This is a genomic window from Paenibacillus dakarensis, assembly GCF_001373415.1.
GTDB classification, from domain to species: domain Bacteria; phylum Bacillota; class Bacilli; order Paenibacillales; family Paenibacillaceae; genus Paenibacillus_AQ; species Paenibacillus_AQ dakarensis.
In genome coordinates, this window is sequence record NZ_CDSE01000084.1 from 1 (window position 1) to 20,754 (window position 20,754).

A 20,754-nucleotide genomic window follows, 5' to 3' on the forward strand; every position below is an offset into this window, starting at 1 on the left:
ATGGAGTTTATAATGGCGGGTGCGGCAGCGATCCAAGTGGGAACGGCCGGATTCGCAGATCTTCGCGCTGGTGAAAGACTAATTGATGAATTACATGGCTTGATGATTGAAGAGAAAATTTCCCACTTCGATGAAATCAGAGGAATCGTCTAGAACATGAAGCAGGTCAATTCAGGAGGTGTAGAGTATGACATTAAACGAGAATGAGGCTCTAACCCTGGAAGAAATTGAATTAGGCCGGGACATCCTGTTGATTATTAAGGGTGGGGAGGTACATATTGGCGCTGTATCAACAGCCTATGTCACACAGGGAAAGATAGAGGTAGAAACCACCTCAATTCCTGGGCATAAAGAGTATCTCCTTACCGAAAAATTCGCCCGGCAGTGCGCTGAACAACTATGCCGAACCGTTACAGTTGTCATGGGTATCCATTACGATCATTTACAGCGATATGATATTGAACGGATCATCATACTTGCAGAGAAGAGGGTAGATGAATATTTGAAACAAGTCTCAGACGGCAGCATCTCATCTACAGAATGTTAGGGAACTGATAAAAATGTTTAAGTAAAATTGAAACGTTTTTAGGTTCATCACGTAAATAAGGAACATAAGAAAATATTTTGAGTTCTATTGGGAGGCAAGAAACATGTCCATATTCAAAAGATTACGTGATTTAACAATGTCCAACATTAACTCCATTATTGACAAGGCTGAAGATCCCATCAAAATGACCGACCAATATATTCGGGATATGACGGAAGATCTCGAGGATGCAGAGAAAGCTGTTGCTGCACAAATCGCCATTGAGAAACGCTTTAAAGCATTGTATGAGGAGCAGGAAGCGCTGGTTGAAAAGCGTACTCAGCAGGCACACACTGCGGCACAAGCCCAGAATGTTGACCTTGCTCGTCGTGCTCTTGAAGAGAAAAAGGCTGCTGAAGCCAAGAGAGACGAATATAAAGCAAGCTATGATCAAAATAAACTCGCTGCTGACAACCTTCGCAGCAAGCTCGAAGAGATGCGTAAACAGCTTGCCGCAATGAAGAATAAGCGTGAGACACTGGTGGCTCGTTATAATGCAGCGAAAGCCCAAACCGAAATTAATAAGGCTATGAATGGCTTCAGTTCCGATACGGCTTCTGCAGGATTGAAACGTATGGAAGAAAAGATGCTTCAGATGGAAGCCCGCGCTGAAGCAAGCAATGAGATGAATACAAAGGAAAAGTCGCTTGACGAAGAATTCGAGAACCTGGGCAAAGACAAGGCCGTAGAAGACGAATTGGCAGCATTGATGAAGCAGTACGAGAATAAAGATCAGTAACATCATTTAAGATTATATTGATGTTTGTCATACCAGGCGAAGGGGATCGCATGTATAAGGCGGCGTTCTCCTTCGCCTTTACATGATTCGTATGTTGAAGGTGGAGGCTGAGGAATGAATCTTGATGTAATTCTGGGGATTTTGGTCTGGACTGGTGTTGGTGCGCTGCTGCTTTTTGTACTCATGTTTGTAGACTCGTTGTTTACGAAATATAAGGACCTTGAAGAAGTGAAGGCAGGAAACATGGCGGTTACGACACGCTTAATTATGAAACTGCTTGCACAAGGATATATTTTATCCGTCTCGATTGGCACTTCAGCTCATCTGGTAGAAGCTATTGTCGTATCTGTTGTTTCCTTTGTAATTCTTTTGATTTTGGAAGCGCTGGCTGAATGGATGCTGAAGCTTCTCGGCAGTATTGATTTGGATAAAGGGACAAAAGAAGGCAGAACCGGATATGGTTTGTTTGCAGGCACACTTCATATCGTAGGTGCTTTAATTATTACCGCTTGCCTTTAATCATGCATAACAGTGACAGGAGACTGAAAGAATGAGTGTGTGGAAAAGAATAGGCAATTTGTTTGCAAAACCGGAGCCGCCTAAAGTGGAGAAGAGCATGCTGCAGCTGAGCCCCGGAGATATCTGTGAAGTTTCACTTGTTACCTATGAAGTGACTGGACGAGTACATAACCGTGCGCGAAATGCGGTTGTATTGACGCTCCAGGACGGAAGTAATATTGCATATCTTCATATCGAAGAAAGAGAAACGGTGCAATATGCATTATATAGTCCTATTGACGGCAGGCTTGATGCGCCTGATGAAGTGCCTACAATCATTGAATTGGATGATGGAGTATACCATCTGGAGGAAGAGTATGGTGGTCATGTTTCCATAACAGGGCGTACCCCCTTCACACAGAGTGGTGAACAGCATGTATGGCAATACCAATCAGATGATTATCGTCTAGTCAGAATTGAGTGGCAGAACGGACGGTTTATGCTGTATGAAGGAGAGAAAGTGATTCCGGGGGATGTTAAGGTCATCCGGGCTTAGGAGTGGTTACATGAAGCGTCGCTCTTTATTATCGATAAAATTATTATTGGTGCTCAGCTTCCTTGTATCTCTTTTGAGCGGTTGTGGAGCGCCACCTAATGTTAAGCAATCGTACCCGCTTGAATCCGTTAACCGAGACGGAAATTCAAGTTCTTATGTATATCGGGCTGCCGGTAAAAGTGTCCCGGTTGTTGCAATGGAGTTGTCTGAAGAGAACCAGCCGGATGAGATGTCGGCGGAAAATAATGAAAGAATGTTTCTCGTATATGGAGATGATATTTACCATCTCCAGCAGGATCCTTCTAAACCGGAAGATACACTGATTGAAATTGATTCCAAGGAATATGTTAGGCGTAACTATGATTCCAGTTTTCTGCAGGGTTATTTAACAGCGGTATTGATTGGTGACCTGTTTGATTCATTAAGCGGAAGATATGGTGGAGGATACAGGGGTTATACAAGTAAAGATGTGTATAAACCGAAGGATGGAAGCTATCGTAAACCGACGGATAGTGACAAGAAGGTAGCACCTCCTCTAACCGTAGATCGAAGCGGAAAGATATCAAGGCGCGGACAGGGCAAGGTTGGAACCGGCGGAAACATATTTAAGCGGGATCCTTCAAGTGATCAGAGCAAAGGCACCATCAAACGAGGCGATAGCAGGGGCGGTGGCGGTTTATTCGATTCCCCGCGGCAATCGTACAAGAAGCCAAAGACCCGTTTTGGTTCTGGTAAAATTGGCAGACGAGGACGAAGGTAAATGACAAAGACGTATGGCTGATAGCTGCCATACGTCTTTTTTAATCCATTTAGATTGAAAAGTTTGCCTTGAGTTTCATTAAAAGTTATAACTGATTTATAGACAGAACATGTTTAAATTATAGAATGAGCGGCTTGAGCCAATTGGAGAGAGAGGCCTAGACACCTATGAACCTTAGTAAGCAAGACGCGCTATATGGGCGCGATATAAGTAAATTCCAACGCAAAGCGCTTCAGGTGCCTGATGCTCAAGCGCTTATTATGGACCATGTGTTGGAGGGGTTAACTGAAACCGTCATGCTCGAGCAAAGTGACGGACGTATATTGGCATCCGATATTTCTGCTCCTCACCCCTATCCGGCTTTTCGCCGATCCGGGATGGACGGTTATGCTATATTGTCTTCCGACACGGATTGCTGCAGGAACGGAGAGACCGTATGGTTAAAGGTTATTGATAACATCCCTTGCGGAACGGTATCTAAACAAGTGATAACTTCAGGAAAAGCGTCTCGTATTATGACAGGAGCGCAGGTACCGGAAGGAGCCGATGCCGTGGTCATGCTGGAAATGACCGAGACTAGGACAGAAGAGGATGCAGAGTGGATCGGGATTAAAAAGGTTGTTGATCGAGACAAGAATATTACACCCATCGGTTTAGAACTGCAGGAGGGAGAAGTGATCATCAAGAGAGGTACCCGGATTGGGCCGGGAGAAATCTCAGTGCTGGCAACATTCGGTGTCCACGAGGTCGTGGTAATGAGAAAGCCGGTAGTGGGTGTTTTTTCGACAGGAACGGAACTGCTTGATATTCGTGCTCCTCTAGAACCCGGTAAAATCCGAAATAGCAACACGCATATGCTGGCATCGCAAATTCGTGAAGCCGGTGCTGAGCCGGTAATTATGGATGCGATTCCCGATGACATCATGCTGGCACGCCAAAAGGTGGAGGAAGCGCTCGAAGTTTATGACCTCGTTGTTACCACAGGTGGTGTATCTGTTGGAGATTATGATATTATGGGTGATCTTGTCCGTAACGGATCCATGCAAATGCTGTTCAACAAGGTGACCATGAGGCCAGGCAGTGTAACAACGGCAGCTGTCCAGAATGAAAAGCTTTTGTTTGCTTTATCCGGGAACCCGGGTGCCTGTTATGTTGGTTTTCTGCTCTTTATTAGACCGGCACTTCGAAAGATGCTCGGCATGAAAGATGTATACCTTAGAGAATGGTGTGTAGAACTCGGATCTGACTACCATAGGGTAAACAACTTTACCCGCTATGTAAGAGGCAGGCTGGAAGTGATAGATGGCCGAATGGTAGCGCTGCCGGCTCTGCTCGATGAATCCAGCGTTATGATTACAATCAAGGACAGTTCGTGCCTTATAGTCATTCCTCCGGAACTGAAGGGCGCTGCTGCAGGACAGAAGGTAAATGTGCTTCTACTGCCTGGGGCTTTTTCATAACAGAATATGTGCAATGACTTCCGGCACTCATCCGGGAGTTGGTATTCAGCCGTATATAAAACAGGAACCGGGCTGCTTCTCGAATACCTGAGCAGCAACCCGGTTCCTGAGTTCGAATGAAAGAGGCCGAGGAGAGTGCAGTGTTTATGTGGTAAGAGGTACAGAGATGATACTTATAGGCATCAGGAAGACTCTGTACGGCGCTCAATGGCTTCTGACATGGTTTTATCAGTCAGATGGGCATATACTTCCGTTGTCTCGGTAGAGGCATGGCCCAGCTGCTCTTTGGTTTTGTATATATCGTTCTGGAGATAATAGTCCGTAGCAAACGAGTGGCGAAGCTTATGCACGGTTAGCGATGGCTTGCCAAAACGCTTGGCGTATTTTATGATCATCGCCTGAATCGCCCGTTTGGTCATTCGCTGTCCTTCAATCTGACCGTTTCGAAGCGCTACAAAAAGTGCCTTTTCTTTTTTTGGCACCTTATAACGTGATTGTCTCAGTGCTAAATAATGCTCCAGGTCATCTTTGGCTTGTGCCCGGAAATAGACCGGCGTTTTAAACGTTTCGTCATTATTACCTTTTCGGAATACATGGAGCATCTTATTGTTCAAATCCAGGTCACTGACATTTAAATTGACCACTTCGGACACACGAAGTCCCGAGTTCAGAATCAGGCTGGCTATACAGGCATCTCTCTCTTTGTTGAGCTCATGAGCATAGAGTGCCTGCTTGTTCTTTGCGACATCGGCAGCATAACCCTCGTGGATGTAGCTGATAAAATCAATAAGCTCCTCATCCTCCAGAATTTTGCCTTTAAGCTTAGCCGCAGTGTCTTTGGGCTTATGTATCCTTTTATTCTCCACTTTGGCCATGATATTGCGCTTGAGAAGCGGGTAATACTCTTCATCTTCAGCAATTTGGCTTAAATAATGAAATAGCGAGCGGAGTGAAGAGAGTTTACGTGATACGGTGATCCGGGAGTTGGTTCCTTCCTTTCTTGTCGTCAAATAAAGCCGATACCCTGTCACGCTCTCCATCCGAAGAGTCTCAAGCTCGAGTAAAGTCACCTTAGAGTTGTCCTCTGCTTCTGAAAGGCCTTCAGCACGAAGCCAATTGAAAAAAGTTTCATAATCTCTTACATACTCCAGCAGAGTAGAAGGAGAAAGGTCAGGGAGTTTGTAATCAATAAATTGCTGTACGAACCAAGGCATGGAGGGCGCTTTTTCATCCAGCTTTGAACGGTCAATTCCTTTTTGTATGTTCAAGTTGTCCACCTCACAAATCTTAATGAGTTTATAAAAAGCGAAGGAAGGATAGTTTCTATTAGTTTATCATAACGAATGCTTGTTCGTCCCGGATAGCAAACTTGAGGAGCTGTATTGTGGAAAAAAGGTCGAAATATCATGGATAAGCGGGAGGCAGTTATGTTCACACACTATGCAAACACGGAAAGCAGAAACCCGATGGGAATCAGCTTGGTACCTGCTAGGCAAAAGAAAGTGATTGAAAATTTAATGCAGTTTTACTTGTATGATTTTACGCAATTTTTAGATATTGATGTTACTGAACAGGGAAACTTCGCTCCTTACCCCGGACTTGATGACTATTGGAACATACGCGAAATAAGATTTCCTTACCTGATTACATATCATAACAAGCCTGCAGGATTTGCGCTGGTTGACCGTATGGATGATACGAGTGAAGCTGACTTTTATTTGAGTGAATTTTTCGTCATGAAAAAATACCGCCGCAGTGGCCTGGGCACGTGGGCTTCCCATCAGCTGTTCGACCGCTTGAAGGGCCGCTGGAAAGTAACGCAGGTCAGTACAAATCTACCTGCACAGGCATTCTGGCGTAAAACCATTGGTGCTTATACTCATAATCAATATGAAGAGCGGGTTGATCTAGAACGTGGAAATCGATCTCAGTATTTTAGAAGTGCAAATATTTAATGTCATTAAATATTAATTACATGAATTAATGTAAAGCCCCCCAGCCTTATCGGGAATAACTTGCTTGAATGAAATACTGGACTGGAAGTCTCTCAAGAATTGGTGTTCTTAGGGAAGTGGTTCGAAAGAGGAAATATTTTCGTTTTTTTTAGATCTTGCACTTTCATAAGTTCTCATTAAGGGTAATGGAACTCAAACAGCTATTTTATGAAGGAGTGAAGGGATGGAACGAAGAACTTTTGGTCAGACAGACATGCAGGTAAGTATATTAGGGTTTGGCGGCGCAGAAATTGGTCAGGAGGATCAAAAAACAGTCGATCGACTGCTGCACAGTGCGGTAGATGCCGGTTTAAATATGATCGATACAGCTGAGTGTTATGGAAACAGTGAGGAGTTAATCGGTAGATCACTTGCTGGCAGAAGAGAAGACTATTATCTGTTCACCAAATGCGGTCATGCGGCCGGCTTGGAATATCCGGACTGGGATCCTGTCCTACTTGAGAAAAGTATAGACAGGAGTCTAAAGCGTCTTCAGGTTGATTATGTTGATGTTATTCATCTTCACAGCTGCTCTGAAGAGGTTCTCCGTCAAGGTGAGGTTATTGAGGTCCTGAAGAGAGCGAAAGAAAAAGGGAAGACAAGATACATCGGTTACAGCGGGGACACGACGGATGCTTTATATGCAATTCAGACAGGGGTCTTCGACAGTTTTGAAACATCGGTGAATATTGCAGACCAGGAAGCAATAGAACTGACTATACCGGAAGCTGTGAAACGTGGAATGGGTGTAATTGCTAAACGCCCGGTAGCTAATGTAGCTTGGAAGGAAGAAACATTAAGCCAAACGGATTATGCTTATCCTTATTGGGTCCGGCTTCAGGAGCTCCAATATGATTTCTTGGCAGATGTTCAAACGGGCGTCAAGCAAGCGCTGAAGTTCACTTTGACGGTTCCAGGCGTAGCAACAGCGATTGTTGGAACGGCGAATCCGTCTCGTTGGGAGCAAAACGCAGCAATGCTAGAAGACGGAGGAAGGCTTACACAAGAAGATTTTGAAGCAATTCGTGCACGTTGGAAAGAGGTCGCTGGTCCGGACTGGATAGGGAAGGTATGAGGATTGTGATTTGAAAGAAAATTTGTTCGGCATTCAGTTTACATCAAAAATATTATGTAAACTGAATGCCGATATCTCCGAAGAAACTTCCGGTCTAATTACAGTATTTTGTAATAAAACATAAAGATTCCTTGCATAATATATTGTATTCGTGGTATCATAAGTTAAATGACAAATACCAAAACCTTGTGATTCACATATTGAAAAAGGTTGTCACTTATGATGGGCACCTTTTTCAATGTGTGAATTTGTTATTTTGTACCCACTAATTACAGAAACGCATGTTAAAAAATATTGGAGGTTTTTATATTATGGAAACAGGCACAGTAAAATGGTTTAACGCAGAAAAAGGTTTCGGATTTATTGAAGTTGAAAACGGCAATGACGTTTTCGTTCACTTCTCAGCTATCCAAGGCGACGGCTTCAAGTCTTTGGATGAAGGCCAACGCGTTGAGTTCAACGTAGTACAAGGCAACCGTGGACCACAAGCCGAGAACGTTGTAAAACTGTAAATTGATTACCGGAAAAACTGTCCTTAACCTTTACGTTAAGGACAGTTTTTTACATTAAGGAGGGGTCAATATGTACTTCAGAAAAAAATCGTTAGAAGAGCTTCCTCAAGAAGAAACCGCAATTTGGACATGTGAGAAAGAAGAATGCAATGGCTGGATTCGAGATAATTTCGCTTTTGAGTATCAGCCGACATGCCATCAGTGCAGCTCCCCAATGATCAGAAGTATAAAGACGCTGCCTCAACTGGTAAATACAAATCATGATATGAAGGCTCTGGCTAAAGGGATTACAATTACTTAAGAAAAGCTGGATATATGCAGTTACCTAAGACACCCGGAATGGGCGTCTTTTTTTTGTGTGACATAAGCAAGTTGAAAAGATGATCTTTTAATCCCGCATGAGATTACAAGTACTCGTAATCTGTATAAAAAGTGAGGGTGTAAGAATTTGATTATAAGAGAATTTGAAAATTATGATATTCATCAGATGGTGAAATTGTATTTTAGTACGGTTCATTCCGTTAATAAAAAGGATTATACAAAGGAACAGCTTGAAGCCTGGGCTCCGGTTGAAGAGCAAGAGCAAATCATTGAAGGATGGCTCACATCCTTTCATCTCAATAATACATATGTAGCAGTTTATGATGGGGAAATAGTAGGCTTTTCAGATATGACAAGAACGGGTTATTTAGATCGTTTATATGTTCATAAGGATTACCAGAGACGAGGGATTGCTAAAGCATTGGTTGAAAAATTAGAAAGGGAGGCGATGAATTTGGGACTAACGGAGATCAAAACAGAAGCTAGTATTACGGCGAAGCCCTTTTTTAAGCACCTTGGATATGAAGTTATACGTCAACAGACTGTGATAAGAAGAGGTACTGAGCTGACAAATTTTTTAATGATTAAAAGAATTACATGTTAAAAATACATTATATGAAAAATTCATAATAAGTATAAAAATACATCCATATATCCACCCTTCTTATTTTCTATCAAATATCCGCAGTGTCGAATATGTGTAATTTATAACATAATCATTTGGTTTAAAACACATAAAAGTTGGAAAATTTATCCCCTATTTAGAGGAATATCCCCCTTTGATTAAGTTTTACATTGGAATAAAATTCTAATAGACAGCCTGATGTCCTGGTTGTTCCAAAAAATATACTAAGGGGGATTCAAAGATGAAAAGGTCTTCATTACTGCTTATGAGCGTAATGTTGTTACTGAGCATGTTCTTAGCTGCGTGCGGTAATAGCAAGACAGAAACTCCAGCACCTGCAGCAGAGGGCGAGAAAAAGCCTACTGAAGAAGTGAAGAAGGAAGAGCCGGCGAAAGAAGTATCATTGCGCGTGTTCTCTACATTTGGTGGTACTGACGCAGCACGTGAAACATTCCAAGCCCTGTTGGATGACTTCACAGCAAAACATCCGAATGTGAAAATTGATAATGATACCATGTCAGCAAATGATGACGGTTTCAGAACGAAAGTGAACACAGACATGAACAGCGGCAACGAGCCTGACTTGCTCTTTTACTTCATTGGAGCAGATGCTGAAGGCTTCGTAAAAGCGGGTAAAGTTGTTCCTCTGAATCAGATCCTTGATGATAATCCGGATTGGAAGAACGGTTTCATTCCAGATGCTCTGGAACTGGCTAAACAAAAGGACGGTAATATCTATGCAGCTCCTCTTACTGGCTTCTACGAAGGATTGTTCTATAACAAGAAAATTTTCGAAGAAAACGGTCTGGAAGCTCCAACCGACTGGGATAAAATGAAGAAAGCAGTAACTACACTTTCAGCTAAAGGTATCATTCCTCTTTCTGTACCATTTGACCAGTCCCACTACTTGATTGAGCACACAATATTGTCAGCTGCTGGTCCAGAAGGACAAAATAAAGGCTTGCTGGACGGTATCGATCCAAACTGGGAGAAAGCATATGCTGCAATGAAAGAGCTGTATGACCTTGGAGCATTCCCTAAAGATGCAGCTACAATCGATTTAGGTATGGCTGGTAACTACTACAGTGAAGGTCTTGCAGCGATGATTCTTGAAGGTTCATGGGCTGTCGGAGGTTGGAGTGAAGAGACAAGAGATAATACTTCTGTAGTTCCTTTCCCAACTGTTCCTGGTGGAGTTGGCAGTGGCAATGATATCGTAGGTGGCTTCGGATCCGGTTTCTATGTTTCTAAAGCTTCTTATGATAACGCAGATAAGAAAGAAATGACCATTGAATTGCTTAAGCACTTGACTTCTCCGGACAGCATTCAAAAAATAGCTTCTGCTAACGGCGGAACACCTGCTGCCGCTGTTGAAGCAACAGGATTGCCTCAAGTTTCTCTTGATGGTTTTGATATGGCTGCAAAAGCAAATTCCATCAACGCACCAGTTGACAGTAAGGTTTCCCAAGAAACGTTCTCCAGTCTTCGTGCTAGCGTACAACCGGTTGTGACTGGTTCCAAGACACCAACACAAGCGATTGAAGAAGCTAAAAAGACAGAGGATGATAACAAGAAATAGGTTCCATATTTAATTAACGGTACCCTATATGTAATTGCGCCGCCCTGTTGGATCTTATGGGCGGCGCAATCATTTAATCGATTATTGAAGAAAAATAAACATCAAAGGTGATAATAATGAAGGGTGATCGAAAGTATATTTTGATGTTTTTGCTTCCAACAGCTTTATTCTTTTCTGTTTTTCTATATTATCCGTTCTTTAAAAGCTTATATCTCAGCTTTTATCGTACTACAGGTTTTTTCGACAAGAAATTTGTTGGGTGGAACAACTACGAACGTCTGTTTACGGATAAACTGCTTGGGGCAGCGACACTTCATACGTTAGAAATTATGTTATATGTAATTGTATTCCAAGTCGGAATCGCTTTAGTTCTTGCAGTTTTAGTTGATAATATTTCCAATCTTAAAGGCTTTTTCCGGACTGTATTTTTCTTCCCGGTTGTTATCTCCGGAACGGCAATCTCCTTGCTCTTTGTTCTGTTCTATAATTATAACTTCGGGCTACTGAACAACATACTGGCTAATTTCGGTATCGAAAAAGTGCTGTGGCTGGATGAGAGCAATGCACTTCGAGCAGTATCGATCCCGACGGTATGGCATTATGTTGGATTTTACTTTGTTCTATTCTTAACTGCGATGTCCAAAATTCCGTCTGATTTCTATGAAGCAGCCAAGCTTGAGGGGATTACTGGTTTCAAGAAAACAACGAAGTTAACCATTCCTCTGATTCTTAGTGACATTAAAGTCGTAATTACTCTTGCTATTACAGGTACCATGAAAGTATTTGAATTCGTTTGGGTCATTACATCAGGTCAGAATGGTACAGAGGTATTAGGTACGTATATGTACAAAAAGGCGATGGTGGACCAGAACTTTGGTTATGGATCGACAATAGCTATTTATATGGTTGTATTCGGCGTGTTGCTTGCCCTTCTTGCCAACCGCTTGTTAAAGAGTGAAGAGATTACATACTAAGCTGTTATTAGGGGTGTACTATTATGCAGCAAGTCATTAATGATAAAAAACAGGTAGTACGACATGAGAAGCGAAAAAAAGTGAGTATCGGCAGTGTTTTAACGTATGTTATTTTGACTGCCTGGGCTATGACAACAATCTATCCAATGTTTTGGATTATAAATAACTCCTTCAAGGCATCAAGGGATGTTATGAACAATTCGTTTAAGATCGCATTTGATCCCATCTGGTTAAACTATCAAAATGCATTTGATCGAATTAATATTGGCCGAAGTTACATTAACAGCCTGATCATGTCAGGCAGTACCGTGCTATTAGTACTTTTGTTAGGAGGATTAGCAGCGTACGTACTGTCGAGATTCAACTTTAGAGGTAAGAAAGCCATATTCTCAATTCTCTATGCCACATTGTTGATTCCAGCATTTGCGACTGTTGTTCCGGTTTATGAAATTCTGATCAAAACAAAATTAGTAAACACATATTACGGTTTGATCTTACCTCAAACAGCAGGTAACTTGACCTTCGCCATTCTCGTCATGGCTGGTTTTATGGCTACGATTCCGAAAGACCTGGAGGAGGCTGCTTTTATCGATGGCAGTAACAGATGGCAGATGTTTACGAAGCTGTTTGTGCCCATCTCCAGACCGGTATTTGCTTCCGTAAGTATTTTCGTATTCCTGTGGTCTTATAACGATCTGTTCTCCGCTTTGATTTTTGTAAACAAAGAGACCGTTCGTCCGATTGTGGCCTTGCTGAATGAAATCAGCTCACAATACGGAACAGACTTCGGTCTGATGGCTACAGCCGTTTCGTTAACCGTAATCCCTGTATTAATTGTCTATCTGTTTATCTCGAAATATATCGAGAAAGGTTTGACAGAAGGTGCTATTAAAGGTTAATTCCCATGCTTGATAAAAGTTCATAAGACCCTTTAAGAAAGCGTAATTGCGATCTTGAAGGGTCTTTTTATGTAGATTAAGACTTAATGGAACGTATAGATAATTTCAACATATGAAAAATTCATAATAGTAAATTCATAAAAATAACATCAGAAAAAGGTGGTTGCTTCTCATAAGTGGGAGGGCAGTGTCGTATCCGATGAAACGTATTAATTATTCTGGAAGGGTGATAGAGGGAAAGGAGGAGCAGTTTCAAAAGACATTAATAACACTCTAATATGCTTATTTCAATATATGAAAAATTCACAATAGTAAACCTAATTGATTTACTCTTCCTTGTCACTACGATTAAATATCATCATTCTACACCCATAGCTCATAAAACATGAAAAATGGAAATATTTAAACCCCATATTAATGTCAATAGCTAAAATATCAGTTTGGTCGTTTCGAGAATAGATAGAATGCATTAAAGTGCAGCTAGGTGTTATGCTCAATTGGGTAACGAAAGCATTGCGCTGGATACTTGCTGAAGTCGAAGAGCAGCGGCATGAATGCCATTGCACTTCGACTGTTTTACGATTACTCATTCATCCTTCATATTTCGTCGGCTGAGGGACCGTACACCCCAGGAACCGGTATACCAAGAAGTCTTAAATAAACGCCAAGCTGTGCCCGGTGGTGAACCATGTGGTTTAATCCGAAGGTGCGAAGCGCAAGTGCCCTCGGTTGGCGTGTAATGATATAGTCGCCATTGCGGAGAGTCCATTCCTCGCCAAGCATGTTCTCATCACAGTTAGATAAAAGCTTCTCAAGCTTGACAACATTTGTATCGAACTCATCCAATATTTCTAAGCGTTGATTCAATGCTTCCCGTCGAAGCGGCACAGAAGAAAGATCAAATTCTGGATACATCATAATCGCGATTTGCCAGTTGAGCAGGTTGACCAGGTGTGTGGCCAGACCTCCGAGTGTCATCGATTTCTCATGTGGTTTCCAAGTCATATGTTCATCAGGCAATCGTTCAAGAATGCGGCGCGTGGAAGCAAGTTCTTGCAAGGCATCTCCATGAATCAAGTTGTTTAACATTATTATCCACTCCTTTCTGATAAGCCTAGCATACAGTAATTCTAATACAGTGAAAAGGCACAGAATGAAATCATGCTTGCTATAACGTTAACAAGACAATCAAAATAACAGTGACAAAAAATATATTATGTAAACTATTGAATACGCCTAATGTTAAACTTCAATTAAACCTTCTTCGGTCAGCATATTTTAGCTATTTATTATGAAACCTGCACATGTATTACCTCTAAAAAAAACAAGGGAATAAGAGCAAATATCTGCCTTAAAAAATATGCGTATAACATAAATTATACGCATATTTTGTTTTAAAGCATTTTTATAAGAGCGGATAGGTTGTTTATCATGTTATAAATCGAGTATTTATCACTTTATTTACAAATAACGGATGGGCACTTCTTTAAATCGACCTGTTCCCATTTTGGGCATTCGTAGCTGAAGGGATCCTTGTTTAAAAGATGCTTTACTCTGATCTGGAATAATCGGTGAGGGTAATTGGATAATACGATATTCGTCTTCATCGGTTAAACCATAAATTCGAATTTGTGTGCGGTTCACCTGAACCGACATATTTTCAGGGTGAACATTTTTCGGAACATGAATTTTTGTGATTAATAGGTTATGCGTATCAACATGCTCATGTTTAATGTTGGAACGCTTTTTATCCGCGAACAAAGAATAGATATTCGCTTCACGCAGTGCCTTCTCAACATACTGATCCACCTCATCCGTGTTCATCTTCAGTTGTTCTTTGATTTCTTTAAAAGGCAGAATCTTTTTAAAGAATGGATCTTGCTGCAGCCAATCTAAATGGATTGAATCTTTATTCATGATCTCCCTCCTTATTCCTTATACATTGTATGGGTGAATAACTTTCTTAGTGACAACTGGGCTTGTAACTACATATTATAAATTAGCGATGGTGAAGGAGAGTGGGATGGTGGTTTCGATCGTCGGTAATTTGAAGATTAACAGTGTTGGCCCCAGTTCCACCGTATTAGTCGGCAATACTGCCGTTGTTATTTTAAGCAGTACTGCTAAAAATCTCGGAGGAGCTAACTCCTTTAGTGTCGGGGATGCTTTAGGTACAGTTATAACGAACAACCAGGCTAGCAGTACAAATACATTAGATACCGATGCTATTGATCAAGTATCAACTTCTTAAGGATGTATGATGATGAATTGGTCTGTTTACCAGAATATAACGGTTCAGCAATTGCGTATCGGATCTGTGTCTAACTCATCGGTCCTGCAAATTGGCACATCTGGAACGATCAAAGCTCTTTCCTATTCCTATGGAAAAGAAAACAAAAATGAAGGGGAGTCACAAGGAAATGAGCAAGTATCTGAACAGGAGAAGACACAACCTGCCGTTCCTTTGCCTGAACCTGATCTCAAAAGTCTTGTCATATAATACCTTTCAAGTTGCACATCGAATGAATCCTGCAGCCCCCACATAAACATAGGTATGGGAGGGGTTGTATGCATCCTTTTTACATTGAACAGTTAGTTCAGGAAGTAAAGAAACAAACCGAGAAACTCAGGGAGATGGAGCAGTTACTACAATATTTACGCAAAGATGTGGATGGATTACTAAATAAGAGCAATACAAACATCGAGCGGATTGATTATCATTTTGACTTGCTAAAAATTGAAAAGCTGGAAGGCACTTTAAACATCGGAATGACACAAAATGCTGCTAAAACACTTGAGGATATGATGGTAAATGGCCAGCCGCTTGACAAGCTTCAGACAGATCCGGAGCGAGCGTTGCGTCTGGTTGCTATTCAGGAGTCTGTTAATGCTTATCTCAATAATGAGGCTACTAGTATCATTGAGAAGCTAGCTTTAGGGCAGGAGCTCAAAATCGATGAGAAATACATTACGATGATTGTTCAGGATATCAGGGGACAGGTGGATGCTCGTATCGTCCTTTATTTAGATCAGATGGAAGCAAACAATAGTGGCACTGTGAACGATTTTCAAGTGCAAAATACGATCATTCAGCAGGTGAAAAGAGATATCGACACCGCGATTATGAAGCATTTTGAACAGTTATCTGCGGGAAAGCAGGGGTTAAATGAAACTGAACGTATCGAATAATCAATTATCTGTTGGGTCCATTAAAGTTTTGTCCATCAGCAGTTCTTCATTGTTTTTGGTGGGGGATACACAGGTCGTAACATGTTCGTCCGTTTCCGATATCCCGCTAGATTCTTTAGTTTCGGATACGGAGCAACAACAAGGGGAACCCTTAGTACCAGGGAGCAGCATAAATTCGATATGAGAGCCTCCCAGGTAGAGAATCTGTATATTTTAAATATTTCAGACAGTTCCATCATGATCTGCGGAGAAACGGGCAGAGTGATGTCCAAATCCGTCGGGGTTTATATTCAAAATGCGGCTGCTAATGAAGAGGACGAAAAAGATTACTCCAATCATTCTTACTTTACAAAGGGTATCCCGGCGTGGCCGGAAGATGATGAAGCGGATACCTGGATGTCCTCTGACTCGTCAGAGTCTGTAATTCAAGTGAAGTCTGTCAAGATTTTGTCTCTCTGTGCAGGAGCTGCTTGTCAGGTTGGGAGTAACCGAACAGTAGACCTGGAGAGCAGGCTCAAATGGATTCAAAAGAGCGATTCTTCTAAACCGGAAGCAGGATGAAACAAAGGAAGCAATACAGTAAAAATTGAGAAATGCCTTTTTGTAATGTCTGAACTCTGAATTCTGGAGCGCAGACTTTTTTGTGCTGTTTGTTGATCTCGGTTGTGTGAATATACAACGAGCCAAAGAATTTGTGATAAAATAATGTTCAGCACAAGGAGGAGAAGCGCAATGTCAGATGTTAAAGACAACTATGAGGAGCAGCTGGACGCTTTTCTGATCTGGATGAAGGATGCCGGCTATACCATATATACACGTAAGTCCTATTTAAGTGATGTTTATGAGTTCTTGGAATCATTACATGGTAAGACCATAGAACAGGTCAAGAAGCTTCATGTCATTTCATATTTGTCTTCTGTTCGCGAACGGGGTGTAAGTGATGCTACGCGAAACCGTAAGCATGCGGCAGTTCATTGTTTCTTCAAGGCTTTAATCGAGATGGAACTTGCAACTAAGAATCCGGCATATGGAATAAAGAAATCGAAGACCGAGTCGAATAAAACTCCTTCTTTTCTTAACGAGCAAGAATTGATGCGTTTTTTTGAATCGATCCAAGGGAAATATCGGACGCGTAACATTGCAGTTTTTTTCCTAATGGCGTATATGGGGCTTCGCATTGGCGAGGTTCATGCCTTAAATTTATCAGATTATAATGCTGAGCATAGAACATTGAGCGTATTTGGTAAAGGACGAAAGTGGCGTTCGCTTCCGATACCTGAGCCAGTCCATCAGATGCTTGACCAGGCTATCTCGGAAAGAATAGAACCTAGACGTGCAAAAGAGGATGCCATGTTCACATCCCAGAAAGGTCGCAGGCTGTCTATACGATGCATCCAGCAGATTGCTTCAGATACCTTCGAACGTTTTCAAGCGGATGTTCCAGAACAACACAGGTTAGCATATTCCAGTCATAAGCTAAGACATTCGTTTGGTACAATGCTGCTTCGAAAGGGAGCTGACTTAAGAACGGTGCAGGAATTGCTGGGACACTCTTCAATCCAGACAACTACGATCTATACGCATGTGACAAATCGAGAAAAGGAAGAGGCCATCTCCCGTCTGAAAATTCAGATTCCTACACCTCAATAAGATTACATATTTAATATTATGTAAACATATGAACGCTTTATAACTCTATCCATACGATAACAGGCTGAAAAGAAATGGACATTTTCGAAATCTCAATCATCATACAGTCGTTTCTTAACTTAATTGTATTAATAATTAATCACATTAACTAATTGGCGAGGGCATTATAAGAAAGGTAATATGCAATCAAATCATGTTTGACGAGTTCATATTAATAAAAAAAGCGCCTGATTGTCCTCTTAAGGGAGGGAGCAATCAGGCGCTTTTCTACATTTACTTACGATTGAAGATTGGCAATTTCTGATTTTAATTTTTCAGCTGATTGCTGGAAGAGTTGAGTCTCCTCATCGGTGAGGTGCACATCCAGCACTTCACGTACTCCCGTACGGTCGACCACGCAAGGTACGCCCAAGTATACATCCGATACACCGTTATAGTCCTTGAGAAGGGTGGAAACGGTAAGTACAGAGCTCTCATCATGCATAATGGCTGTCACGATCCGGTCCAAGGCCATAGCGATGGCATAAAACGTTGCACCTTTAGCGTTGATGATTTCATAAGCAGCATTCTTGGTGTTATAGGCGATTTCATTCTTCTCTTCTTCACTCATCTGTAGTTTAACACCTGCCACATGGGCAAGGCTCCAGACGGCTACTTCAGAATCGCCATGTTCGCCAATAATGTTTGCGTGGATACTGCGAGGGTCAATATTTTTGTTCTTACCAATCAAATAGCGGAAGCGTGCGCTGTCCAGCAAGGTGCCGGAACCGATTACCCGGTTAACCGGAAATCCGCTTACTTTCTGTGTAATATAAGCCAAAATATCTACCGGATTCGTAGCAATCAGCAAAATACCATCCTTATTGTACTTGGTGATATTCTGAACGATATCATTAAAGATTGCTGCATTTTTCTTCAAGAGGTCGATACGGGTTTCTCCTGGCTTCTGAGAAGCACCCGCAGTAACGATAATAATATCCGCCCCCTTACAGTCTGAATAGTCACCTGCCCATACGGTAACACCGCCTACGAAAGGCAGTCCGTGATTCATATCCAGTGCCTCACCTACGGCTTTATCATGGTTTACATCAATTAATACGATTTCGGATACACGCTTGCGAAGCAGAAGCGTAAATGCAGTGGTTGTACCAACTGCGCCTGTTCCGATAATAACCACACGGCTCGGCTTGAAGTTATCAGTAGTCATTAAAACATCTCCTTCTCCTAATTATTTGTTTATTGGAAAATTGTTGTTCGAAATACATTTACCCATTATAGTGGTAAACCCATGGAAATGGTATTGCTTTCACCAAAAGGAAGGACAAGTTATGCCGTAGATTACCTTACAGCTATTTTATATGGCAAAGACCAAGAACAGGAGACCCGGTTGAGCCTTCTGTTCTTAGATAACCTGATTATGCAAACTTATTCTTCGAGCTGATGATTCGCTTCATCTTTAATTTCTTCTCGGAAGCCATCAATGCTCTTCTTGCGGCGTTGATTCTTCTCTAGAATCTGTGCTTTCTCCGAGGCAGAAATTTCATTACTGAATTCATTCAGATAAGATTCAGCTTCTCTAAAATTCTCGATGGTGTTTTGCACAGCTTTTTGTAAATGAGCAACATTATCCTCGCGGTTATCCGGTTTTGACATGAGTTTCACCTCCAATAGTCAAGCTCATAAGACTTTCTTCACTTAACACATTCAGAAGTTTTCCAAGTTAGTGGCATACTTATTCATAACCAAAATTAATGTAATTAATTAGTAAAAAAGATACAGAATTGTTATCCATCTGAAAGGGTTCAGTTCTATAATCATGGATGTGGTATGATATAATGACCAAAAATGCGACGTGAAAACGCCTGATTCATACGAAGGGGGATGCTGCTTGAATCTACGTAAACATTCGTATAGTCTTAGCATTCTAGTGCTGCTTCTATTACTCATGACGGCTTGTTCATCTGATACCGAGCCTGCAGCGGTACAGCAAAGAACGCTTGAGAGAGATACTGAATCTGTTGAGGATGGACAGACTTTGACCGTTATAACAAATGAGACAGAGGAAAAAGCCTCAAAGGATAAGGGAAAATATCAAATCCAGACCCGATTAACAGACTTTCATATGTTAAATGAATCGGAAGGGATTGCTTGGGGCTTAACAAAGACAGCGTTAAGATTATATCTGACAGAAGATTATGGAGAGACATGGGTTAATATTTCTCCTTCATCGAACATTCATTTTGTGGACAAGCTAGAATATGGCAAGGATATATTTTTTACAGATAAAGATCATGGCTGGATTGTTCGTAATGCCAAAGGGAGGAAGGAAACGGTGCTCCTGAATACCAGCAATGGAGGGAGGGAGTGGCAGCTATCATCTTTACCGGGGGTTGGTGAAGTGACGGCTTTATCATTCACTTCTTCTATGAGAGGCTGGGTAATGTCAGCTGGTGTCACCTCTCCTGGTTCTCAGGAAAAGTCCTTATTTCTTACCAGCGATAACGGCGGTAAGTGGACCAACATTATGGAGAATACAGATTATCCAACTTCCCGTATGCCGGGTACGATCATTCCGCGAACAGGACATCTGAAAGGAATGACTTTTGCTAACTCGTCTTTTGGATTAGCCACAATTAAAGAGACAAGAGGTTCCAAATTATATATAACCCGCGACGGGGGATTGAAGTGGAGCTCTTCAAAATATGTCTTTCAAGATGAGCATTTGAAAAATTGCGATTCCTACATAACGGGTATACCGCAGTTTTTAGGTAATACGGATGAGGCATGGGTTCCGCTTAACTGTACCAAAAATCAAAAGACATATTATTCAGGATACTTTTCAACTGATAGCGGAGAAACCTGGGATTATATTAATTTTTCTTTAAAGCCCGTAGATAAGTTGGGAACACTTAGCCCTATATTCAAAAGTCTGAAAGAAGGATGGAGTGTAATCAATGGAATTGTTTATTACACGAAGGATATGGGGAAGACATGGACAGCTTTTCCTAAGGATCCTGGCCTAACAAAGCATCTGGCTGAGTTTCCTATCGTCTCCAAGATGCAGTTTGCTTCCTCCGAAGTGGGATGGATGCTTGTAGAGACTACCGATGGTAAGCGTTCGAGGTTGTTGCAAAGTATGGACGGTGGACAAAGTTGGAGAATTAGATAAGACACATCACGAACAGGCTTTGAGCTCTGAATGATTCATTCAGCAGGCGGCAAAGCCTGTTTTGTGTTCATTTCACCAAAAGGACATAATATTGTGAAAATAATCACAAACATCAAGCTGTTTTCGTGCTAATATTAGGATGTAAAGAAGAGGTTAAACAAATAGGAG

General features: G+C 41.6%; 26 protein-coding genes. 21 read left to right on the forward strand and 5 right to left on the reverse strand.

Features of this window, described 5'->3' with window-relative positions; all coding sequences use genetic code 11:
- The first annotated feature begins 187 nt into the window (after nt 1-187).
- The 6 genes from lpdD to BN1234_RS16980 all read left to right on the forward strand — a co-directional run bounded on the left by lpdD (nt 188) and on the right by BN1234_RS16980 (nt 4,599).
- On the forward strand, nt 188-547 hold the full coding sequence (gene lpdD, locus BN1234_RS16955; RefSeq protein WP_054957833.1) for a prenylated flavin chaperone LpdD: 360 nt from the start codon (nt 188-190) through the stop codon (nt 545-547).
- A 103-nt stretch (nt 548-650) separates the two neighbouring features.
- Nucleotides 651-1,325 (forward strand): PspA/IM30 family protein, encoded by a 675-nt coding sequence (locus tag BN1234_RS16960; protein WP_054957834.1) that lies wholly within the window; start codon nt 651-653, stop codon nt 1,323-1,325.
- 114 nt (nt 1,326-1,439) lie between these two features.
- Nucleotides 1,440-1,844, forward strand: coding sequence for a DUF350 domain-containing protein (locus tag BN1234_RS16965; protein ID WP_054957835.1), 405 nt, complete (start codon nt 1,440-1,442; stop codon nt 1,842-1,844).
- A 31-nt stretch (nt 1,845-1,875) separates the two neighbouring features.
- Nucleotides 1,876-2,379: a DUF4178 domain-containing protein gene (locus BN1234_RS16970; RefSeq protein ID WP_054957836.1), complete on the forward strand. Its 504-nt coding sequence runs from the start codon at nt 1,876-1,878 to the stop codon at nt 2,377-2,379.
- A 10-nt stretch (nt 2,380-2,389) separates the two neighbouring features.
- Nucleotides 2,390-3,139: a DUF4247 domain-containing protein gene (locus BN1234_RS16975; RefSeq protein ID WP_054957837.1), complete on the forward strand. Its 750-nt coding sequence runs from the start codon at nt 2,390-2,392 to the stop codon at nt 3,137-3,139.
- Nucleotides 3,140-3,306: 167 nt separating this feature from the next.
- On the forward strand, nt 3,307-4,599 hold the full coding sequence (locus BN1234_RS16980) for a molybdopterin molybdotransferase MoeA (RefSeq protein WP_054957838.1): 1,293 nt from the start codon (nt 3,307-3,309) through the stop codon (nt 4,597-4,599).
- Between the two features lie 182 nt (nt 4,600-4,781).
- Here BN1234_RS16980 and xerS read toward each other — a convergent pair whose 3' ends face one another.
- Nucleotides 4,782-5,867 carry a tyrosine recombinase XerS gene (gene xerS / locus BN1234_RS16985; protein ID WP_054957839.1) on the reverse strand — a complete coding sequence of 362 codons (1,086 nt, stop codon included), beginning with the start codon at nt 5,865-5,867 and terminating at the stop codon, nt 4,782-4,784.
- A gap of 159 nt (nt 5,868-6,026) precedes the next feature.
- Here xerS and BN1234_RS16990 point away from each other — a divergent pair, with 159 nt between their 5' ends.
- The 8 genes from BN1234_RS16990 to BN1234_RS17025 all read left to right on the forward strand — a co-directional run bounded on the left by BN1234_RS16990 (nt 6,027) and on the right by BN1234_RS17025 (nt 12,578).
- Nucleotides 6,027-6,554 carry a GNAT family N-acetyltransferase gene (locus BN1234_RS16990; protein ID WP_054958032.1) on the forward strand — a complete coding sequence of 176 codons (528 nt, stop codon included), beginning with the start codon at nt 6,027-6,029 and terminating at the stop codon, nt 6,552-6,554.
- 223 nt (nt 6,555-6,777) lie between these two features.
- Nucleotides 6,778-7,668 (forward strand): aldo/keto reductase, encoded by an 891-nt coding sequence (locus BN1234_RS16995; protein WP_054957840.1) that lies wholly within the window; start codon nt 6,778-6,780, stop codon nt 7,666-7,668.
- 311 nt (nt 7,669-7,979) lie between these two features.
- The gene (locus BN1234_RS17000) at nt 7,980-8,180 is read left to right on the forward strand and encodes a cold-shock protein (RefSeq protein WP_054957841.1); all 201 of its coding nucleotides are present in this window, start codon (nt 7,980-7,982) and stop codon (nt 8,178-8,180) included.
- 70 nt (nt 8,181-8,250) lie between these two features.
- Nucleotides 8,251-8,481, forward strand: a complete 231-nt coding sequence (locus BN1234_RS17005) for a cold-shock protein (protein ID WP_054957842.1) — start codon at nt 8,251-8,253, stop codon at nt 8,479-8,481.
- Nucleotides 8,482-8,628: 147 nt separating this feature from the next.
- Complete coding sequence (locus BN1234_RS17010; protein WP_054957843.1) at nt 8,629-9,105, forward strand: GNAT family N-acetyltransferase; 477 nt, start codon at nt 8,629-8,631, stop codon at nt 9,103-9,105.
- Between the two features lie 262 nt (nt 9,106-9,367).
- Complete coding sequence (locus tag BN1234_RS17015) at nt 9,368-10,705, forward strand: ABC transporter substrate-binding protein (RefSeq protein ID WP_054957844.1); 1,338 nt, start codon at nt 9,368-9,370, stop codon at nt 10,703-10,705.
- Between the two features lie 116 nt (nt 10,706-10,821).
- Nucleotides 10,822-11,679: a carbohydrate ABC transporter permease gene (locus BN1234_RS17020; protein ID WP_054957845.1), complete on the forward strand. Its 858-nt coding sequence runs from the start codon at nt 10,822-10,824 to the stop codon at nt 11,677-11,679.
- Nucleotides 11,680-11,702: 23 nt separating this feature from the next.
- Nucleotides 11,703-12,578, forward strand: coding sequence for a carbohydrate ABC transporter permease (locus BN1234_RS17025; protein ID WP_054957846.1), 876 nt, complete (start codon nt 11,703-11,705; stop codon nt 12,576-12,578).
- A gap of 597 nt (nt 12,579-13,175) precedes the next feature.
- On the opposite strand, the gene BN1234_RS17030 is transcribed toward BN1234_RS17025, so the two are convergent.
- Complete coding sequence (locus tag BN1234_RS17030; RefSeq protein ID WP_054957847.1) at nt 13,176-13,667, reverse strand: DinB family protein; 492 nt, start codon at nt 13,665-13,667, stop codon at nt 13,176-13,178.
- 372 nt (nt 13,668-14,039) lie between these two features.
- Nucleotides 14,040-14,495, reverse strand: coding sequence for an Hsp20/alpha crystallin family protein (locus BN1234_RS17035; RefSeq protein WP_054957848.1), 456 nt, complete (start codon nt 14,493-14,495; stop codon nt 14,040-14,042).
- Between the two features lie 106 nt (nt 14,496-14,601).
- Between BN1234_RS17035 and BN1234_RS17040 the strand changes: the two genes are divergently transcribed.
- From BN1234_RS17040 to BN1234_RS17060, 6 genes are all read left to right on the forward strand, one after another.
- Nucleotides 14,602-14,829, forward strand: coding sequence for a spore germination protein (locus BN1234_RS17040; RefSeq protein WP_245640203.1), 228 nt, complete (start codon nt 14,602-14,604; stop codon nt 14,827-14,829).
- Nucleotides 14,830-14,841: 12 nt separating this feature from the next.
- A complete protein-coding gene (locus tag BN1234_RS17045) occupies nt 14,842-15,078 on the forward strand; it encodes a spore germination protein GerPB (protein ID WP_054957849.1) in 237 nt (78 codons plus the stop codon).
- Between the two features lie 68 nt (nt 15,079-15,146).
- Entirely contained in the window at nt 15,147-15,767 is a 621-nt protein-coding gene (gerPC, locus tag BN1234_RS17050; RefSeq protein ID WP_054957850.1) for a spore germination protein GerPC, read from the forward strand.
- A complete protein-coding gene (locus BN1234_RS23240; RefSeq protein ID WP_082423255.1) occupies nt 15,745-15,951 on the forward strand; it encodes a spore germination protein GerPD in 207 nt (68 codons plus the stop codon). Before gerPC ends, BN1234_RS23240 begins: the two co-directional genes overlap by 23 nt.
- Nucleotides 15,948-16,328 carry a spore germination protein GerPE gene (locus BN1234_RS17055; protein WP_054957851.1) on the forward strand — a complete coding sequence of 127 codons (381 nt, stop codon included), beginning with the start codon at nt 15,948-15,950 and terminating at the stop codon, nt 16,326-16,328. Before BN1234_RS23240 ends, BN1234_RS17055 begins: the two co-directional genes overlap by 4 nt.
- A gap of 171 nt (nt 16,329-16,499) precedes the next feature.
- Complete coding sequence (locus BN1234_RS17060) at nt 16,500-17,417, forward strand: tyrosine-type recombinase/integrase (RefSeq protein ID WP_082423256.1); 918 nt, start codon at nt 16,500-16,502, stop codon at nt 17,415-17,417.
- 277 nt (nt 17,418-17,694) lie between these two features.
- Here BN1234_RS17060 and BN1234_RS17065 read toward each other — a convergent pair whose 3' ends face one another.
- Together BN1234_RS17065 and tlp are read right to left on the reverse strand one after the other, a co-directional pair.
- Nucleotides 17,695-18,624: an L-lactate dehydrogenase gene (locus BN1234_RS17065; protein ID WP_054957853.1), complete on the reverse strand. Its 930-nt coding sequence runs from the start codon at nt 18,622-18,624 to the stop codon at nt 17,695-17,697.
- A gap of 218 nt (nt 18,625-18,842) precedes the next feature.
- Nucleotides 18,843-19,070, reverse strand: a complete 228-nt coding sequence (tlp, locus tag BN1234_RS17070; RefSeq protein ID WP_054957854.1) for a small acid-soluble spore protein Tlp — start codon at nt 19,068-19,070, stop codon at nt 18,843-18,845.
- A 235-nt stretch (nt 19,071-19,305) separates the two neighbouring features.
- Between tlp and BN1234_RS17075 the strand changes: the two genes are divergently transcribed.
- Complete coding sequence (locus tag BN1234_RS17075; protein WP_156337256.1) at nt 19,306-20,586, forward strand: WD40/YVTN/BNR-like repeat-containing protein; 1,281 nt, start codon at nt 19,306-19,308, stop codon at nt 20,584-20,586.
- Nucleotides 20,587-20,754 lie beyond the last annotated feature (168 nt).

Coding starts and splice junctions, on each gene's coding strand:
- lpdD (WP_054957833.1), top strand. CDS start 188: ATGACATTAAACGAGAATGAGGCTCTAACCCTGGAAGAAATTGAATTA.
- BN1234_RS16960 (WP_054957834.1), top strand. CDS start 651: ATGTCCATATTCAAAAGATTACGTGATTTAACAATGTCCAACATTAAC.
- BN1234_RS16965 (WP_054957835.1), top strand. CDS start 1,440: ATGAATCTTGATGTAATTCTGGGGATTTTGGTCTGGACTGGTGTTGGT.
- BN1234_RS16970 (WP_054957836.1), top strand. CDS start 1,876: ATGAGTGTGTGGAAAAGAATAGGCAATTTGTTTGCAAAACCGGAGCCG.
- BN1234_RS16975 (WP_054957837.1), top strand. CDS start 2,390: ATGAAGCGTCGCTCTTTATTATCGATAAAATTATTATTGGTGCTCAGC.
- BN1234_RS16980 (WP_054957838.1), top strand. CDS start 3,307: ATGAACCTTAGTAAGCAAGACGCGCTATATGGGCGCGATATAAGTAAA.
- BN1234_RS16990 (WP_054958032.1), top strand. CDS start 6,027: ATGTTCACACACTATGCAAACACGGAAAGCAGAAACCCGATGGGAATC.
- BN1234_RS16995 (WP_054957840.1), top strand. CDS start 6,778: ATGGAACGAAGAACTTTTGGTCAGACAGACATGCAGGTAAGTATATTA.
- BN1234_RS17000 (WP_054957841.1), top strand. CDS start 7,980: ATGGAAACAGGCACAGTAAAATGGTTTAACGCAGAAAAAGGTTTCGGA.
- BN1234_RS17005 (WP_054957842.1), top strand. CDS start 8,251: ATGTACTTCAGAAAAAAATCGTTAGAAGAGCTTCCTCAAGAAGAAACC.
- BN1234_RS17015 (WP_054957844.1), top strand. CDS start 9,368: ATGAAAAGGTCTTCATTACTGCTTATGAGCGTAATGTTGTTACTGAGC.
- BN1234_RS17020 (WP_054957845.1), top strand. CDS start 10,822: ATGAAGGGTGATCGAAAGTATATTTTGATGTTTTTGCTTCCAACAGCT.
- BN1234_RS17025 (WP_054957846.1), top strand. CDS start 11,703: ATGCAGCAAGTCATTAATGATAAAAAACAGGTAGTACGACATGAGAAG.
- BN1234_RS17030 (WP_054957847.1), bottom strand. CDS start 13,667: ATGTTAAACAACTTGATTCATGGAGATGCCTTGCAAGAACTTGCTTCC.
- BN1234_RS17035 (WP_054957848.1), bottom strand. CDS start 14,495: ATGAATAAAGATTCAATCCATTTAGATTGGCTGCAGCAAGATCCATTC.
- BN1234_RS17040 (WP_245640203.1), top strand. CDS start 14,602: ATGGTGGTTTCGATCGTCGGTAATTTGAAGATTAACAGTGTTGGCCCC.
- BN1234_RS17045 (WP_054957849.1), top strand. CDS start 14,842: ATGAATTGGTCTGTTTACCAGAATATAACGGTTCAGCAATTGCGTATC.
- gerPC (WP_054957850.1), top strand. CDS start 15,147: ATGCATCCTTTTTACATTGAACAGTTAGTTCAGGAAGTAAAGAAACAA.
- BN1234_RS23240 (WP_082423255.1), top strand. CDS start 15,745: ATGAAACTGAACGTATCGAATAATCAATTATCTGTTGGGTCCATTAAA.
- BN1234_RS17055 (WP_054957851.1), top strand. CDS start 15,948: ATGAGAGCCTCCCAGGTAGAGAATCTGTATATTTTAAATATTTCAGAC.
- BN1234_RS17060 (WP_082423256.1), top strand. CDS start 16,500: ATGTCAGATGTTAAAGACAACTATGAGGAGCAGCTGGACGCTTTTCTG.
- BN1234_RS17065 (WP_054957853.1), bottom strand. CDS start 18,624: ATGACTACTGATAACTTCAAGCCGAGCCGTGTGGTTATTATCGGAACA.
- tlp (WP_054957854.1), bottom strand. CDS start 19,070: ATGTCAAAACCGGATAACCGCGAGGATAATGTTGCTCATTTACAAAAA.